A 17,216-nucleotide genomic window follows, 5' to 3' on the forward strand; every position below is an offset into this window, starting at 1 on the left:
CCGTGCCCGAGGGCGACACCGTCTTCCTGGCCGGCAAGCTGCTCGACAAGGCGCTGGCCGGGAAGACGCTGGTACGCGGGGAGTTCCGCCACCCCGCACTGGCCACTGTGGACCTTTCCGGCCGTGACGTGCTCGGGGTCGGCACGGTCGGCAAGCACCTGTTCACGCGCTTCTCCGGCGACCTCACGCTCCACAGCCACCTGCGCATGGACGGCAGCTGGGACATCTACCCCGCCGGCGGCCGCTGGCGCACCCCGGCCCACCACGCGCGGGTGATCCTGGCGACCGCCGACGTGCAGGCGATCGGTTTCCGTCTCCACGACCTGAAACTCGTGCCCACGACGGAGGAACACGACCTCGTCGCGCACCTCGGTCCCGACCTGCTCGATCCACAGTGGAGCGACGAGCACGCGGAGCGGGCCGCGGCCGCGCTGGCCGCGCAGCCGGATCGGGAACTGGGTGACGCGCTGCTCGACCAGCGCGTGCTGGCCGGTGTTGGCAACCTGTACAAGGTCGAGATCTGCCACCTGCTCAAGGTGTCGCCCTGGACGCCGGTGTCCGAAGTGGACACCCGGAAGGTCGTGGCACTGGCCCGGAAGCTGCTGGTGGCCAACGCGTGGCGCCACGAGCAGGTGACCACCGGCGATCTCGCGCGCGGCCGGCGCAACTGGGTCTACGAGCGCACGCGCCAGGGCTGTTTCCGCTGCGGCGGCCGGGTCGAGGTCCACGACCAGGGCGAAGGCGTCTACCGGCGGCCCACGTGGTTCTGCCCGCGCTGCCAGCCCGGTCCGCACCCGGTGGACTGAACCGCCGAGGGCTGGGCGACGCCGTGCGCCCCGGTTGGGCGCCCCCTGTTCGCGTCGGGCGAACGGATTCGGACATCCCAGGCAGGCAACCGTGAGTTCGCCCAAATGATGTTGCCGCGCACCGGCATTCGCGGTTAGCGTGGTCTTACACGAGAGAGGAGGTGGTCCTAAGTTGTATTCTCACAGGACTCGTGAGGTGGCTGTCCGCTAGCGGATGGCACGCGTAGGGACTTTGAGCAGCGATACAACCTGAGCCACCTTCGGCTCATCGCCTGCTTCGCGTGTTTGCCTGATAGCGAATACCAGGCAGTCACCGGGCTCCCGGGGCTTTCGAGCACCGGTCCGGCTTGGACTCGGACGTTTGACGGCGTCCGAGAGGCGCCCCGGGAGCACCCCTTCATATACGAGATCTCGCCGTCGGGCCCCGCTGGGCGACCGTCCGGCGATCGATCGCCCTTTTTCGCCGATCAATCGGCCCGAGCAGATACCCCGAACGGCCGTATGTGGCTAGCCTGAACGGCATGCTGAGGCCCGATTACCCGATCACGACGGAACGGTTGCTCCTGCGCCCGTTCACGCTGGCGGACCTCGACGCGCTGAACTCCTTCCAGTCCCGGGCCGACGTCGCCCGCTACCTCTACTGGGGACCACGCAGCCGGGCCGAATCCGCCGCCGCGCTCGCGAAGCGCGTGCACAGCTCCACGCTGACGCAGGAGGGCCAATTCCTCGCCGTCGCGGTGGAGCTCGCCGAAACCGGGCAGCTGATCGGCGACCTCAACCTCGAGTACCTCAGCTCCGAGCACCGCCAGGGCGAGATCGGGTTCGTCTTCCACCCCGACCACCACGGCCGCGGCCTCGCGCTGGAGGCGACGAAAGAGCTGCTGCGTCTCGGGTTCGAAGATCTGGGCCTGCACCGCATCGTCGGGCGCTGCGACGGGCGCAACAGCGCGTCGAGCGCGTTGATGGAACGCCTCGGGATGCGCAAGGAAGCGCACCTGAAGGAGAACGAGATCGTCAAGGGCGAGTGGACCGACGAACTGGTCTACGCGATGCTCGAAGACGAGTGGAAGGAAACCGTCGCCGGCTGAGCGGCGCCCGCGCACGGCGACCGGCGCCACAAGCGGCCCGGGTTCCGAAGGCCGCCGCGGAGCCGATGAGGCAGCATGGGCGCGTGCTCTTCGAGAAGATCGCCCGCCCCGGGCTGTACCGGCTGGCCTACCACGACCCCGAGCTGGTGCACGAGCGCACCGTGCGGCTGCTGAGCCGCGTGGGACCCGCGCTCGGGCCGCTCGCGCGGGTTTACGGCACCGACGACCCCGTCACCGTGCTGGGGCTGCGCTTCCCGAACCGGGTCGGGCTGGCCGCGGGCATGGACAAGAACGGCCGCGCGCTCACGGCGTGGCCGGCGCTGGGGTTCGGGTTCGTCGAGGTCGGCACCGTCACGCGGCACGCGCAGCCGGGCAACCCGAAGCCGCGGCTGTTCAGCCTCCCCGAGAGCGACGCCGTGATCAACCGGATGGGCTTCAACAACGACGGCGCCGAAGCCCTCGCCCGCCGCCTCGCCGCGCAGGGCAAACCCCGCGTGCCGCTCGGGATCAGCATCGGCAAGTCCAAAGTCACGCCCCTCGACGAGGCCGTGGCCGACTACCGCTTCTCGCTGCGCGCGCTGCACCCGTACGCCGACTACTTCGCCGTCAACGTCAGCTCGCCCAACACCCCCGGGCTGCGCGCGCTGCAGGACAAGGCCGCGCTGGGCGAGCTGCTCGCCGAGCTGCGCCGCACGTCGAGCGAACTCGGCGGCAGCACGCCGCTGCTGGTGAAGGTCGCGCCGGACCTCACCGACTCCGCGCTGGCGGAACTCCTGGAGGTCTGCCTCGACCACGGCGTGGCGGGTCTGATCGCCACCAACACCACCCTCTCGCGCGACGGCATCGCCCCGGCCGAAGCCCACCTCGCCACCGAGACCGGCGGCCTCTCCGGCCGCCCCCTCACCGCCCGCGCGCTCGACGTCGTCCGCTTCGTCCACGACCACACCGACGGCAAGCTCCCCATCATCGGCGTCGGCGGCATCCTCGGCCCCGACGACGCCCACCGCCTCCTCGACGCGGGCGCCAGCCTCGTGCAGCTCTACACCGGCTTCGCCCTCCACGGCCCGGCACTGGTGCGCCGCGTCAGCCGGGGAATCGCGGGCCGGCCGGCCTGACCGGTCCGGAATCGGCGCGCTCTTAGCCGGAGCCCACAGGCCCGGCGGACCGACGACGCCCGCCGCCGTCGGTCTGTCCGTGCAACTTCGCTTTGCACGGGCGCGATCCCGTCCAGTCTCGTCAGCTGACGGAGCGGGCGCCGGCCGTGCTGATGAAGCGCAGGTAGCCGCGCCAGGAGGCGTAGCGGTCGAGGGTGGGGCCGCCGCCGGTGGCGGATGGGGGGCAGAGCACCGCGAGGGGCGTGGTGCCGTCCTCGAGTTCGACGTGGCCCAGGACGAACGGTTCCGGCAGTGCGGCGGCGAACCGGCCGAACGCGCCCGGCGAGAGGCGCCAGAGCTCGCCGTCGAGGGTGGCGCTGCCGGGGATCACGCCGGGCTGCGGCGGGTCGGTGTCGAGCAGGACCATGCGGTAGCGCTCGGCGGTCTGGACCGGGGTGACGAACCGGGCGCCCCGCAGCTGGTCGTGCAGGGGCTGGCCGCGCAGGTGCGCGCCGAACACGACGAGGTCGACGCCTTCGGCCGGGTAGGGCTCGCGAGCCTGCTCCCCGGTGAGGATCGCGGCGAGGTCGAGCGCGATCTGGTCCTCGAACGCCCGCACGGCGATCGTGACGCCGAACGGCCGCTGGTCCCCCGGCGCGACCGGCACGGTCACGGCGGCGAGGTCGAGCACGTTCACGCACGCGCTGTACGTCCCCAGCCGCGCGCTCACCCCGAGCGGGTCGGCCAGCGCCTCGTCGAGGTCCGGGTGGTCGGGCACAGTGGGCAGCAGCAACGCGTCGCACTCGCCGAGCGCTTCGCGGGCCGCCGCGCGCAGCCGGGCGACCTGGCCCTGCACCTCGGCGAGCTCGTGGGCCAGATGCGTGCCGGCCGCGGCGACGATGCCGGTGACCGTCGGATCCGCACCCTCAGGCTTTCCGGCGAGGACGTCTCCGGCCGACGCGTAGCGCTCGGCCACCAGCGCGCTGCCGTAGAGCAGTTGCCCGGCTTCGAAGAACACCCCGAGTTCGATCGGCTCGATCACCGCCCCGGACGCCTCCAGCGAAGACACCGCCACGCCGAACGCGCGCCGGGCCGGTCCGGACAACGCGGCGAGCCCGGCGTCGTCGGGGACGGCGACGCGGGGCCGCTCCCCCGCGCCGAGCCGGACGTCCGCGGGCCACTGGCGCACGGACGCGTCCTGGCCGTCCGGGCCGGTCAGCACGGCGAGGGCGCGCTGGCCGAGCGTGAGGCTGCTCGCGAACACCGAAACGCAGTCGAACGACGGCGACGCCGGGAAAACGCCGGTCTTCGGCACGAGCCCGAGCGTCGGCTTGAGGCCGACGACCGCGTTCAGCGCCGCGGGCACCCGCCCGGAGCCGGCGGTGTCAGTGCCGAGTGCGAGATCGGCGATCCCGAGCGCGACGGCCACGGCAGAACCGCTGCTGGACCCACCCGCGACCTTCTGGGGGTCGCCGGCCGAAGCCACCGCGCCGTACGGGCTGCGCGTGCCGGCCAGCCCGGAGGCGAACTGGTCGAGGTTCGTCTTGCCCAGCACCACGGCACCCGCGCCGGTGAGCCGCGTGACCGCCGTGGCGCTGGTCACGGGCACGCGCGAAAAACCCGGGCACCCCGCGGTGGTGGGCAGCCCGGCGACGTCGACGACGTCCGTGACCGCGAGGACGGTCCCGGCCAGCGGGAGGTTCTCGCCGGCGCGGACGCGCTCGTCGACGGCCTTCGCGTCGACCAGCACTTCTTCCAATGTGCGGAGGCTGATCCAGAGTTCGGGCCGGTCGACCTGGGCGAGGCGTTCGAACGCGGCCACCACCCGCTGGTGCGAGCTGGGCGGCGGGACGGGCACGGGTTCCGGTTCGGGCGGGAGCGTGGTCACGGGGGGTCCTTTCCTCGACGGAACGGATGAGTCCACTGTGTACGTCCGGCGCCACGGAACCTCAGGCCACGGCGCCGATCCTGGCGGATGCCACCACTGACTTCATGAGAAAAACGTTAAACCGCACGCGTTTCCGTAACCAGCTGTTTCGGATTACGCCATTGTTTCGGTATTCGGGGAGACTCACCCACCGTCGGCGCGAAGTGACGACCACTAGGCCGACCGGAAACCGAAACTGCGCCATCCGGCTCGTTCCCGTGCCGTACACAGCACCCGGTCACCGCACGGGAATCCGCACGCGCGGGAAAATCACCCGCGGAAAAATCCGCCGGCCGGCGTGGCGAACCGCTAGGACAGGTCCCGCAACGCCAGCGCGAGCCCCGCGAGGTGGTCGGTCGCGTCGGTCAGCGCCTGCTTGGACGTGCCCATGCCGTCGCTACTGGCCGCGACCGCGCGTCCCGCCGCGGCAACGAGGCTGCCGAAGCCCTCGATGCCGTCGTCCAGCTGTTCGCGCAGCTTCGCCACCGCCGCGTCCAGCGCGCCGCGCTCGCGTTCGGGAGCGGAGTTGCGGCCGCGTTCGATGGCCTGGATGCGGGCGGCCAGCCCCCGCAGGGCGCGGGCCGCTTCCTGGGCCGTGGCCCGGGCGTCGGCCACGGAGACCTCGGGCACGGCGGTGGTGCCCAGCGAGGTGGGCACGGACAGCTGCCGCAGCAGCTCACCGAGGGAGGCTTCGGATTCGGCCAGGCGCTCCATCGGTTCGCGCGCGGCCGAGGCGGCCGGGGGCAGCGGCGGCGGGGCCGCGCTGCTCGCCGCCGGCAGTTCGAGTTTCTTCAGCTCACGCAGCTTCAGGCCGGTCCGCACGCTGAACGTGCCGAACACGACCGTGCCGAAGCCCGCGAGCACGGTCTGGGCCACGTCGGTGCCGCCGGCGCCCATCAGGCCCGTGCCGGCGAGCACCGTCAGGACGCCGAGGAAAATCGTGATGAGCAGCCACAGCGTCAGCACCCGTGAGGTGCGGGTGATGCGGCGCCGGTGCTTGGCCGCGGGTTCGTTCCACCGCTGCCACTTCGCACGCGCCTCGGCGACGGCCGGGACCTGCCCGGCCACCTGCGCGAACGCGGTGGGCACGGTGGTCCGGCGCACCACGGGCGGCGCGGGACGCCTCGGCGGAGACGGCCTCGCGGCGGGCTTCCCGCCGGCCTCGTCGGCCGGCGGGAAGTACCGCTGCAGCTTCTCCTGGGCACGTTGGGCGTACTCCGGCAGCTTTTCGATGTGCTTCTCGAGCTTGGCGTTGAACTCGTTGAAGTCCCGCCGTCCACCGCTGCCGGCCATGCCCTACCCCCGGGAGTCGTCCTCGCGCCCGGCGGTCAGGCCGGGTTCTTGCCCTGTTCGGCCTGCACGCGGGCCTGGATCTCACGCTGGATGTCCGCGGTGCCCGCCGTGCCGGCCGACTTCGCGGCGCCGCCACCGTCGGTGACCTGCGCGACGGAGTCACCGCGCATCGACGCGCGGATCTGCTCCAGACGCGAGTGGCCCGCCATCTGCGTGGCGGACTCCTGCACCTCGAGCATGCGGCCCTGCACCGAGTTCTGCGCCAGCTCGGCCTGGCCCAGCGCGGTGGTGTAGCGCTTCTCGATCTTGTCGCGGACCTCTTCCAGCGACGGCGTGTTGCCCGGCGCGGCCAGCTGGCTCATCTGGTTCAGCGAAGCGGAGACCTGCTCCTGCATCTTCGCCTGCTCCAGCTGCGAGAGCAGCTTGGTACGCTCGGCCAGCTTCTGCTGCAGCATCGTGGCGTTGCGCTCCACGGCCTTCTTGGCCTGGGCCGCGGCCTGCAGCGACTGGTCGTGCAGCGTCTTGAGGTCTTCGATGCTCTGCTCGGCCGTGACGAGCTGCGCGGCGAAGCTCTCCGCCGCCGTCTCGAACTCGGTCGCCTTCTGCTCGTCGCCCTTGCCGCGGGCCTCGTCGGCGAGCACCAGGGCCTGCCGGGTCGACGCCTGCAGCTTCTCGACCTCGCCGAGCTGCCGGTTGAGCTTCATCTCCAGCTGGCGCTGGTTGCCGATCACGGAGGCGGCCTGCTGCGTCAGCGCCTGGTGGTTGCGCTGTGCCTCCTCGATGGCCTGCTGGATCTGCACCTTCGGGTCGGCGTGCTCGTCGATTTTCGACGAGAACGACGCCATGAGGTACTTCCAGAACTTCACGAACGGGTTGGCCATCTCCTCCGCCTGCCTTCTTGCGTCCCACGGGCCCTGAGTTGTCTCGAGGTGGGGCGTCGCTCCCCTAGTTCACAACGTCCCGACCCCGGCGTTGGGTTCCATCGTGTCAGGTCAGCCCCTGCCGTTCCAGGCGACCCCGGGGGAATTCAGGGACGACCCTGATCGATCCTGTGAATACGCGTACGGCCCCGGGGTCACTACCCGGGGCCGTACGCGTACGAAGCGTTTCTCCGCGTGTTCCTAAGCCGCGATCGTGGACGCGAGCTTCGGCGCGCCGATCGTGGTCCGCAGCTGGGTGCTCATCCGCGGACCGGGCGAAAGCCGCAGGTCGGACAAGTCGTCGCCGACCAGCTCGCCCACCAGGCGGCCGCCTTCGAACCCGCTCGCCGACGCGGTGGCTTCCCGCTCCGCCGGCACGGTCTCCCGCGGGGCGCCGTCGACCACACGCTCGTCGACCGGGGCCACTTCCACCGACTCGAGGGCCGACACATCGGCCGCGACCTTGTGGAGCAGCTCGCCGAGCGGAAGGTCCAGGGCGTCGCAGATGGACGCCAGCAGCTCGCTGGAGGCCTCCTTCTGACCGCGCTCGACCTCGGACAGGTAGCCGAGGCTCACCCTGGCGGCGCGGGAGATGTCACGCAGCGTTCGACGCTGGTTGGTGCGGGCATGACGGAGCCGATCACCGATCGCCTCACGCAACAGCACGGTCATCACGCGCCTCCCTTCCCGAACTGGTGCCTCCTACGTTACCCAGAGCGGTGCCCCGAGCGCAGGACTTGACACGTACGTCCGCCAAGGGCGAACGCCGCTTTCAGTGTAGATGTTCCCCGAGCAGGGAAAACGCCGAGCGCACCGAAGCGGTCCTGATCATGTCCCGGTCACCGGTCTCCACCAGGGTACGGACGATCCGTGTCGAAGGCCCGCTGAGCCCGATGTGCACGGTGCCCGGCGGCACTCCGTCCTGGGCGGTCGGTCCCGCGACTCCGGTCAGCCCCAGGCCCCACGTGGCCCCGCAGCGCTCCCGCGCGCCGTCGGCCAGCTGCGCCGCCACCTCGGGGTTCACGGCGCCGTGCTCGGCCAGCAGCTTCTCGTCGACACCCGCCAGCACGGCCTTCAGCTCCGTGGCGTAGACGACGAGCCCGCCGCGCAGCACCACGCTCGCGCCCGGGATGCGGGCGACGGTGGCGCACACCAGCCCGGCGGTCAGCGACTCGGCCGTGGCCACGGTCTCCCCGCGCCGGGTCAGGACGGCCACCAGCTCCGCGGCCGCCGCGTCGAGCTCCGCCATCAAGCGCCCGTCGCCCGGCGGCCGGCCGCGCGCAGGCGGATCGCGCGGACCAGGTAGTCGACGCCGGTGACCACGGTGAGCAGCACGGCGAGCCCCATCAGCACCCAGCGCACCGGGTCGGCCCCGGCCGGCAGCGGCAGCAGGTACACGACGATCGCCAGAATCTGCGTCATCGTCTTCGCCTTGCCGCCGCGGCTCGCGGGGATCACACCGTGACGAATCACCCAGAAGCGCAGAAGTGTGACACCTATCTCCCGGACCGCGATCACGATCGTGACCCACCACGGCAGCTCGCCCAGCACGCTGAGGCCGACGAGCGCGGCGCCGATGAGCGCCTTGTCCGCGATGGGGTCGGCGATCTTGCCGAAGTCGGTGATCAGGCCGTACTTGCGGGCGACCCAGCCGTCGACCTGGTCGGTGGCCGAGGCGATGACGAACAGGCCGGTGGCGATCGCGCGCCACGTGGTGTCCACGCCGTCGCCGGCGAAGAGCGCGAGGACGAACAGCGGCACCAGCACCAGCCGCGAGAGCGTGAGCAGGTTCGCGACGTTCAGCGTCGGGACGGGCGTCGGTTCGGGTACGGCTGGCTCGGGCATGCGGGCGGCCCCCGTTTCAGCAGGCACCTCGTGGGGCTGGGGGGTCGCGCCCGGGGACGACACCTTCGCGGCGCGGGTCATGCCCTCGCCGGCGTCGCTGGGTGCGGCACTCACCGGTCCGCGTCCGGCACCGGGCGGACGATCAGGTCGACCCCGGCGGAGTCGACGACCTCGCAGCGCACCAGATCGCCCACCTCGACGGCGGCGCGGTCCGGGTCTTCGAGGATCACGCACTCGCCGTCGACCTCGGGAGCCTGGTGGGCGGCGCGGCCGACGGCGTCGTCGCCGTCCTCGGCCGCCTGCTCCACCAGCACGTCCACGAACGTGCCGATGCGATCCTCGGCCCGCTGGGCGGTGAGCTCCTCGACCAGTGCCGAGATCCGGGTGACGCGCTCGGTGACCACGGCGGGGTCGAGCTTGCCGTCGAAGGTCTCGGCCTCCGTGCCGTCCTCGTCGGAGTAGCCGAACACGCCCACGGCGTCGAGGCGCGCGCCGGTGAGGAAGCGTTCGAGCTCCGCGAGGTCGTCCTCGGTCTCGCCGGGGAACCCGACGATCACGTTGGTGCGGATCCCGGCCTCCGGCGCGTACTCGCGGATCTGCTCGGTGAGCGCGAGGAACGAGTCGGTGGACCCGAACCGGCGCATCCGGCGCAGCACCTGCTCGCTCGAGTGCTGGAAGGACAGGTCGAAGTAGTCGGCGACGCCCGGCGTGGTCGCGATGGCCTTGACCAGCTGCGGCCGCGTCTCGGCGGGCTGCAGGTAGGACACGCGCACGCGGTCGATGCCATCGATGTCGGCCAGGCGCGGCAGCAGCAGCTCGAGGGCGCGCGTGCCGTCGCGGCCGAAGTCCTTGCCGTAGGAGGTGGAGTTCTCGCTGACGAGGAACAGCTCCTTCACGCCGTTCTCGGCGAGCCACTGCGCCTCGGCGACGATCTCCTCCGGCTGACGCGACACGAACGAGCCGCGGAACGACGGGATGGCGCAGAACGAGCAGCGCCGGTCGCAGCCGGACGCGATCTTCAGCGCGGCCACGGGCGAGTCGTCGAGCCGGGTGCGCAGCACGCGGGGGCCCCAGCCGTGCTGGGCGTGCCCGGGAACCTCCACGGCTTCCGCGGCGGCGGGCCGCTGCACCGGGCTGATCGGCAGCAGCTTGCGCCGGTCCGACGGGGTGTGCGACGCGACCGTGCGGCCCGCCACGACGTCGTCGAGCCGGTCGGACAGCTCGGCGTAGTGGTCGAACCCGAGCACGGCGTCGGCTTCGGGCAGGCTCTCGGCCAGCTCCGTGCCGTAGCGCTCGGCCATGCACCCGACGGCCACGACCTTGCGGCCGGTGTCGGACGCGGCCAGCAGCGTGTCGACCGAGTCCTTCTTCGCCGACTCCACGAAGCCGCACGTGTTGACCACGACCACGTCGGAGTCCTCGGGGTCCGCCGCCAGCTCCCAGCCCCCGGCCGCGAGCCGTCCGGCCAGCTCCTCGGAGTCGACCTCGTTGCGGGCGCAGCCCAGGGTCACGAGGGAGACACGACGGCTGCGGGCTGGCTCAGTGGTGGGAGAAGGCACGACGTTCAGGGTAGCCGCCGCACCCGCGCCGGTCGGCGACGGCGTCACCCAGTGCGGTGGCCCGGCCCCGCCGGTGGGCGGGCTTTCCCGCTCCCCCACCGGCGGCGCGCGGCGAACCTCACCCGTGCGAGGGCAGATCCGCCGGTGTCAGGAGCGTCAGTTCGGCGTCGTCCACGGACTCCAGGTCGACGTCCGGGCCCGCCAGGCGCAGCGCCTGCGCGGCGATCGCCTGCTCCAGCAAGCCGCGGGCCGAGCGCCCGTTGGCGAAGCCGCTGCCGCGGTCGAGCCCGGCCATGACGGCGGGCAGCGCGGCGGTGAGCTCGGGCGCGAGCCGGTAGCCGCGCTGGGCGGTCATCGCCGTGAAGATCGCCGCGAGCTGCTCGTCGGTGTAGTCCGCGAACTCGACGGTGCCGCCGAAGCGCGAGCGCAGGCCGGCGTTGGCGTCGAGGAAGCGGTCCATGTCGGCGGGGTAGCCGGCGGCGATGACGATCAGGTCGTCGCGGTGGTTCTCCATCTGCACCAGCAGCTCGGCGACGGCCTCGTCGCCGTAGTCCGCGCCGCCGCTGCCGTAGCTCTGCACGAGGTTGTAGGCCTCGTCGATGAACAGCACGCCGCCGAGCGCGCGTTCGCACACCTCGCGCGTCTTGGGCGCGGTCTGGCCGAGGTACTCCCCGACCAGGTCCGGCCGCGCCACCTCCACCAGGTGCCCGGACGACAGCAGCCCCAGCTCCCGGTACAGCCGCCCCATGAGCCGCGCGACGGTCGTCTTCGCGGTGCCCGGGTTGCCCGTGAAGACGAGGTGGCGGCTGCTCGCCCCGACCGGCAGGCCGGCCTTGCGCCGCCGCGCGTCCATCCGCGCCCCGGCGACGAGCGCGCGCACGCGCTCCTTCACCGCGTCGAGGCCGATCATGCCGTCGAGCTCGGCGAGCAGGTCGTCGAGACCACGGCGGGGGCCGGCGTCGTCCGTGACGGCGACGCCGGATTCGCCGACGCCCGGCAGGTCCGCGGCGACCAAAGTGGACAGTGCCGACGCCGGGGTGTCCGGCTGGGCCGCGAGCCGGGCCGACTGCTTGCCGATCGTCGACTCCAGCACGCCGCGGGCGGAGCGGCCGTTGGCGAAGCCGCGCCCGCGCGGGATGCGGCGCATGGCCTCGGGCAGTTCCGCGAGGAGGTCGTCGGCGAGCTCGTAGCCCTGGCTCTGCGCGAGGACGCGGTAGATCCCGGCCAGCTCGTCGGCGGTGTAGTCGGGGAACTCGATCCGCGTGGCGAACCGCGAGCGCAGGCCCGGGTTCGTCTCGAGGAACGCGTCCATCTCCTTCGGGTAGCCGGCGGCGAAGACGATGAGGTCGTCGCGGTGGTTCTCCATCTGGAGCAGGAGCTCGGTGACGGCCTCGCGGCCGTAGTCGTCGTCCTTGTCCAGTGCGAGGCTGTAGGCCTCGTCGATGAAGAGCACGCCGCCGGACGCGCGTTCGCACACGGCGCGGGTCTTCTTCGACGTCTCGCCGACGTACTCGCCCACCAGGTCCGGCCGCGCGACCTCGACGACGTGGCCCTTCGGCAGCGTCCCCAGCGCCTGGTAGATCTTCCCGACCAGCCGCGCGACGGTCGTCTTCGCCGTGCCCGGGTTGCCCGTGAGCACGAGGTGCCGGCTGCGGGTCGCGATGGGCAGGCCCGCTTCGCGGCGCCGGGCGTCGATCTGCGCCTCGGCGACGAGCGCGCGCACGCGCTGCTTCACCGAGTCGAGCCCGATCATCCCGTCCAGCTCGGCGAGCAGCTCCTCGATCGGGCGCCCGCCCCGCTGCTCGGCCGCGGCGACGAGTGGTGCGAGGTGGTGCAGCGCCAGGTGGATCCGGCCGTCCGCCGACGGACCGCTCGCGACGGCTTCACGGCCGGCCGCATCGAGCAGGGCTTCGACGCCGCGCGCACCCGCGGAGAGGTTCGCCAGCTGAGCCAGCCGGTCGCGGACGTCCGGGGGCAGGACGAAGGAGCGTTCGGCCGCGACGACGTCCAGCAGCGCGGCCGCGTGCGCGGGCTGCGTGAACCGCGGCATCCGGTACTGCAGCACGGCAGACAGCAGGTCCGGCGCCTCGGTGCGCAGCCGCTCGACCACCCGCTCGGTGCCCGCGAGCACGAGCAGGCGGCAGCTGCTCTGGTCGTGCGCGTAGTCCCGCAGTGCGCGTTGCGTCCCCGCGGAATCCTTGTCGAAGAGCGCGTCGACGTCTTCGACAAGGATCATCGCCGGGTCGGTGCGCTGCGAGACGTACCCGCGCAGCGCGTCGCCGGCGGAGTCGTCGCCCAGCACCTCGGCCGCGCCGACCGTGGCGAAGTCCTCGAAACCGACCTCGGCCGCGCCGAGCCCGTCGCGCACCGATCGCCACAGCCGCCGCTGCCCGGTGTGCGGCTCGCCGACGAGCAGCACGAGCGGGTTCGGCTGGCGGGTGCCGGCATCGTTGCGGCGCTCCCATTCCCGGTACGCGACGGTCCACTCGGCGTACGCCTTCTCGTACCGCTCCTGCTCTTTCCGGCCCCAGACCCGGTTGCCGGCGGCGAGCAGGTCGAAGGTCATCGAGCGGGTGTTGCGGGCGAGGTCGTCGATCAGCCCGCCCTGCTTGCCCTTGGGCCGCTCCGGTTCCGGCGGCGGCGGTTCACCCGAGCCGCCCTGGCCGTGCCGCGTGCGGTCGGCCCACGAGACGACCTGCACCACCCGGCTCACGAACTCGGCCGCCGACTCGTCGCCGGAGACGAACGACCCGCTGCCGAGGTTCTCCACCCGGACGGGTTTTTCGGCCGGACGCGCGGGCACCGGCGGCGCGGCGGGACCGCCCGGACGGCTCTGCTGCGGCGCGGGTTGAGCCGGCACCGGCGCGGACTGGACCGGCGGTGGCGTGGCTGGGCCCGGCCACGGCTGCGCGGGCACCGGCCCGGACGGAACCGGGGGCGCGGGCGGAAAACCGGTCTGGACCGGCGAAGGCCCGGATCGCATCGGCGGCGCAGGCGGTGGCCCGGACGGCATCGGCCGTCCGCCTTGCCCACCCGGAGCACCAGGGCCGGCGGGCACGAACGGACCACCACGACCCGATCGCCCCGGACCCTGACCCGGCGGCCCACCGGCGTTCGGCGGCACCATCCGCGTGCCGGCCCGGTACGCCGGATCCGGCGGCACCACCCCGAACTGCCACGCACCACCCGGTCGTGACCACTGCCACGGCTGTCCCGGCACCAGCAGCCACGAAGTGCCGTCCGGTCCGGTCAGCATCGTCGTCCGGCCCGCCGCCGCCTCGGCCTGGGCGGCCTGGAACGCGTCCCACCCCGCGCGCGTCATGTCCCCCGCTTCCCCCCTGTCGATCTTCCGGTGCCGCAGCATACGGGGATCAGGGATCCGGGGCGATCACCACTTCAGCGCGGCCTTCACCTGTTTGTCGGCGATGGGGGCCAGCGTGGTCAGGAACGTGGCGGTGAGGTGGTTGTCATCCATGTACACCAGCACGTTGCCGACCACGGGCGGGCAGGTGTCCTTGTCGCAGAAGTAATCCGTGAAGTCCAGGAACGACACGTTGTCCGGCACGCCGTTCGTGTTGGTGTACGACGGAGTGGCAGGCTGCACGGCATCTCGGTCGAGCACGCACGCCGGGTTGGTCGGTCCCTGCTGGGCGACGCAGGCGGCCATGTTGAACGCGAACCGCGGGTTGTCGCGCAGGGCCACCACGGGAATGCCGGCCTTGTCCATCGCCGACCACTGGTCCACGAAGCCCGGCGGGGTCGTCTCGGGCACGCCCGCGTGGGTGTTCACGCTCGCCAGCGTGACCACGGCGTCGGGGTGCATCGCGACGATCTCGTCGGCCGCGGCCTTGTTCCAGTCCATGCAGGGCTGGTCGCCGGGCATCAGGTCGGCGTTGCTGGAGAACGGGCACGCGCCCTTCAGCATCGACGTCACGGCCCAGCCCTCGGTCTGCACCATCGGCAGGAACGCGGCGAGGTACTGCTGCATGTGCGAGTCGCCGACGAGGACCACGCGTTTCTTCGGCGGGCCGTCGGGGTTCTGCGTGCAGACCTTCAGTTCCTCGTTGCGCGGCGACATCGTGCACTTGTCGTCGGTGATGCCGGCCCAGTCCTCCGGCAGCTTCAGCGTCGGCGGCACGATCGAGGGCTCCGCCGAACCGCGGTAGACGAACCCGGGCACGTGCGCGGCGGCGCCGGGGTGGTCGGCGTCCGCGAGCGAGATCGTGTAGTTGGCCTGCGCCGAGGTGTAGGTGCCCCACACGCCGGCCGCGATCAGCACCGGCGCCAGCGCGACGATGCCGAACCGGTAGGCGCCCCAGCGCTTGACCGTGCCGATCTTCGACAGCCGGATCGGGTTCTCGATGAAGTGGTAGGTGAGGATCGAGAGCACGAACGACGCGCCGATCACCACCGCGCCGCCGAGCAGCCCGACGGCCACGCGGTCGCGCACGACCAGGTAGAACACCAGCACCGGCCAGTGCCACAGGTACAGCGAGAAGCTCAGGTTGCCGAGGTAGCCCAGCGGTTTCGAGCTGAGCCAGCGGTCGGCGCCGAAGACGGTGTCCGTCTGGCCGGCCACGAGCACGAGCCCGGCCGAGAGCGTCGGCCACAGGGCGATCCAGCCGGGGAACACGGAGTCGACGCGCAGCACGATGCCGCACAGCACCAGCCCGGCCACGCCGATCCAGCCGAGCACCACGCGCAGGCCGCGCGGCAGGGTGAACGCGTCGAGGAACATCACCATCAGCCCGCCGAGCGCGAACTCCCACACGCGGGTGAGGCCGTGGAAGTAGGCCAGCGGCTGGTCGACCGCGGTGAGGTAGACCGAGTACGCCAGCGAGGCCACGAACAGCGTGATGAGCAGCGTGTTCACCGTGTGGCGCAGCGACAGCCCGAGGCGGCGCACGAGGAAGCCGAGCGCGACGAAGACCAGCGGCCACAGCAGGTAGAACTGGCCCTGGATCGACAGCGACCAGAAGTGCTGGACCAGGCTCGCGCTGTTGTGCTGGGCGAAGTAGTCGACCGAGTCGGCGGCCAGCTGCCAGTTCTCGTAGAACAGCGCGGAGGCGAAGACCTCGCGAATGGTCTGGAACCAGCGGTCCTCGGGCAGCAGCAGCGTGGAGACGACCACCACCGTCAGCAGCACCGTCATCGCGGCCGGGAAGAGCCGCTTGATCATCCGGCCCCACATCGGCCGCAGCTCGATCTTCCCGCGCAGCAGCGCGCGGTAGAGCTGGCCCGTGATGAGGAAGCCCGAGACGAGGAAGAAGACGTCGACGCCGCCGGAGATCCGGTCGAGCCACACGTGGTAGACCACGACCAGCAGCGAGGCGAGGGCTCGCACGCCCTGCAGCTCGGGCCGGAAGCGGCTCTGCGCCGCGGCGGGCGCCGGACGCTTACCGGGTCGTTCGGGGGCGACCACGGTGGTCCCGGACATGCACTTCCTCCCCAAGAGGCCACGCGCGGCGGCCTGATGTTCTGAGCGGCTACTGATCGGTCGGGGCGTGCAATAGCTATACGTGAACGCTCTGTCGCTCACGCATCCGGGGTACCTCGATCGAGCCGTCCGGGGCGCCGGGCACCGCGATCGATATCTTGGACCGTGTGCCCCCTGACTCCGTCCGACCCACCGTCCGCCGCGCTCGCATAGCCGACGTCCGCAAGATCAAAGCACTGGTCGACGCCGACGCCGGCCGCGTGCTCCTCGAGAAAGACCTGGTCACGCTCTACGAGGCGATCCAGGAGTTCTGGGTGGCGGTGGACGAGGACGGCACCGGCGACGAGGACGTGCTCGGCGCCGCCGCGCTGCACGTGCTGTGGGAGGACATCGCCGAGCTGCGCACGGTCGTGGTCGACAAGGCCGCCCGCGGCCGGGGCATCGGTCACGCGCTGGTGGGCCGCCTCGTCGACGAGGCACGCGACCTGGGCCTGAAGCGCCTGTTCGTGCTGACGTTCGAGACGGAGTTCTTCACCCGCCACGGCTTCGTCGAGATCGACGGCACGCCCGTGTCGCACGAGGTCTACGAGGAGATGCGCCACTCGCTCGACCCGGGCGTCGCGGAGTTCCTCGACCTGCCCTACGTCAAGCCGAACACCCTGGGCAACTCGCGCATGCTGCTGGAGTTCTAGCCCGGCAGTTCCAGCCCGGCCTCGCTCGCTACCGGCCGGGTGCCGTTGACCCGCGTGCGCCGCCGCACGAAGCCGAAGGGCAGGTCGCCCGGGTGATCAGCTCACCCGCAGCGTGATCCGCTCGCCCGCCCGGCTCACGTCGACGAGCTCGACGTGAGCCGCCGCGTAGGTCAGCTCGTGCGGCCCGCGCCGGCCGGTGTGCAGCTGCGCCGCCGTCTGCTCCCCGCGCCCCGGCTGGCTCAGCGTCACGGCCACGACCGCGTCACCGGGCCACACGCACGTGACGTTCGCCGGGCACCGCGAGTCGTCGACCAGGCGGGTGTAGCGCACGGTCAGGTCCTTGGTGCCCAGCTGCGCCTCCTGGCCCACCCCGAGCGTCACGTCCCGGCCGGCCTCCGCCGGCACGGTCCCCACCGCCGCGGCCGGCTGCGGCAGCGGCGCCGCCCCGTCGAGCGTGTGCGCGAGCGCCACCGAACCCCCCGCGCCCACCGCGAGCACGGCGACGGTCCCGATGGCCAGAGCGAGCTTGTGCGCGTCCATGTGATCAGGACGGAA

14 protein-coding genes are annotated in these 17,216 nt (G+C 72.1%); 4 read left to right on the forward strand and 10 right to left on the reverse strand.

What is annotated here, in order from left to right; all coding sequences use genetic code 11:
- Nucleotides 1-2 precede the first annotated feature (2 nt).
- The 3 genes from ACQPXB_RS31770 to ACQPXB_RS31780 all read left to right on the forward strand — a co-directional run bounded on the left by ACQPXB_RS31770 (nt 3) and on the right by ACQPXB_RS31780 (nt 3,009).
- Nucleotides 3-806, forward strand: coding sequence for a DNA-formamidopyrimidine glycosylase family protein (locus ACQPXB_RS31770; protein ID WP_432845467.1), 804 nt, complete (start codon nt 3-5; stop codon nt 804-806).
- Between the two features lie 521 nt (nt 807-1,327).
- Nucleotides 1,328-1,894, forward strand: a complete 567-nt coding sequence (locus tag ACQPXB_RS31775; protein ID WP_366582192.1) for a GNAT family N-acetyltransferase — start codon at nt 1,328-1,330, stop codon at nt 1,892-1,894.
- Nucleotides 1,895-1,977: 83 nt separating this feature from the next.
- Nucleotides 1,978-3,009 carry a quinone-dependent dihydroorotate dehydrogenase gene (locus ACQPXB_RS31780; RefSeq protein ID WP_432845468.1) on the forward strand — a complete coding sequence of 344 codons (1,032 nt, stop codon included), beginning with the start codon at nt 1,978-1,980 and terminating at the stop codon, nt 3,007-3,009.
- 121 nt (nt 3,010-3,130) lie between these two features.
- Here ACQPXB_RS31780 and atzF read toward each other — a convergent pair whose 3' ends face one another.
- The 9 genes from atzF to ACQPXB_RS31825 all read right to left on the reverse strand — a co-directional run bounded on the left by atzF (nt 3,131) and on the right by ACQPXB_RS31825 (nt 15,969).
- The gene (gene atzF, locus ACQPXB_RS31785; protein WP_432845469.1) at nt 3,131-4,876 is read right to left on the reverse strand and encodes an allophanate hydrolase; all 1,746 of its coding nucleotides are present in this window, start codon (nt 4,874-4,876) and stop codon (nt 3,131-3,133) included.
- 348 nt (nt 4,877-5,224) lie between these two features.
- Nucleotides 5,225-6,208, reverse strand: a complete 984-nt coding sequence (gene pspM / locus ACQPXB_RS31790; RefSeq protein WP_432845470.1) for a phage shock envelope stress response protein PspM — start codon at nt 6,206-6,208, stop codon at nt 5,225-5,227.
- A gap of 35 nt (nt 6,209-6,243) precedes the next feature.
- Entirely contained in the window at nt 6,244-7,089 is an 846-nt protein-coding gene (locus ACQPXB_RS31795) for a PspA/IM30 family protein (RefSeq protein ID WP_360602562.1), read from the reverse strand.
- A gap of 240 nt (nt 7,090-7,329) precedes the next feature.
- Nucleotides 7,330-7,800: a helix-turn-helix domain-containing protein gene (locus ACQPXB_RS31800; protein ID WP_366582196.1), complete on the reverse strand. Its 471-nt coding sequence runs from the start codon at nt 7,798-7,800 to the stop codon at nt 7,330-7,332.
- A 100-nt stretch (nt 7,801-7,900) separates the two neighbouring features.
- The gene (locus tag ACQPXB_RS31805; RefSeq protein WP_366582197.1) at nt 7,901-8,377 is read right to left on the reverse strand and encodes a CinA family protein; all 477 of its coding nucleotides are present in this window, start codon (nt 8,375-8,377) and stop codon (nt 7,901-7,903) included.
- On the reverse strand, nt 8,377-9,087 hold the full coding sequence (gene pgsA / locus ACQPXB_RS31810; protein WP_432845471.1) for a CDP-diacylglycerol--glycerol-3-phosphate 3-phosphatidyltransferase: 711 nt from the start codon (nt 9,085-9,087) through the stop codon (nt 8,377-8,379). The genes ACQPXB_RS31805 and pgsA overlap by 1 nt, the downstream gene beginning before the upstream one ends.
- On the reverse strand, nt 9,084-10,532 hold the full coding sequence (gene rimO / locus ACQPXB_RS31815; RefSeq protein ID WP_432845472.1) for a 30S ribosomal protein S12 methylthiotransferase RimO: 1,449 nt from the start codon (nt 10,530-10,532) through the stop codon (nt 9,084-9,086). Before rimO ends, pgsA begins: the two co-directional genes overlap by 4 nt.
- Before the next feature lie 118 nt (nt 10,533-10,650).
- On the reverse strand, nt 10,651-13,392 hold the full coding sequence (locus ACQPXB_RS31820) for an AAA family ATPase (protein ID WP_432845473.1): 2,742 nt from the start codon (nt 13,390-13,392) through the stop codon (nt 10,651-10,653).
- A 528-nt stretch (nt 13,393-13,920) separates the two neighbouring features.
- The gene (locus ACQPXB_RS31825; RefSeq protein WP_432845474.1) at nt 13,921-15,969 is read right to left on the reverse strand and encodes an acyltransferase family protein; all 2,049 of its coding nucleotides are present in this window, start codon (nt 15,967-15,969) and stop codon (nt 13,921-13,923) included.
- Between the two features lie 167 nt (nt 15,970-16,136).
- Here ACQPXB_RS31825 and ACQPXB_RS31830 point away from each other — a divergent pair, with 167 nt between their 5' ends.
- Nucleotides 16,137-16,661: an amino-acid N-acetyltransferase gene (locus tag ACQPXB_RS31830; RefSeq protein WP_366582201.1), complete on the forward strand. Its 525-nt coding sequence runs from the start codon at nt 16,137-16,139 to the stop codon at nt 16,659-16,661.
- Nucleotides 16,662-16,757: 96 nt separating this feature from the next.
- Here the strand turns inward: ACQPXB_RS31830 and ACQPXB_RS31835 are convergent, their stop codons facing one another.
- The gene (locus ACQPXB_RS31835; protein ID WP_386950180.1) at nt 16,758-17,201 is read right to left on the reverse strand and encodes a hypothetical protein; all 444 of its coding nucleotides are present in this window, start codon (nt 17,199-17,201) and stop codon (nt 16,758-16,760) included.
- Nucleotides 17,202-17,216 lie beyond the last annotated feature (15 nt).

This window comes from Amycolatopsis sp. CA-161197, assembly GCF_050942255.1.
GTDB lineage: Bacteria > Actinomycetota > Actinomycetes > Mycobacteriales > Pseudonocardiaceae > Amycolatopsis.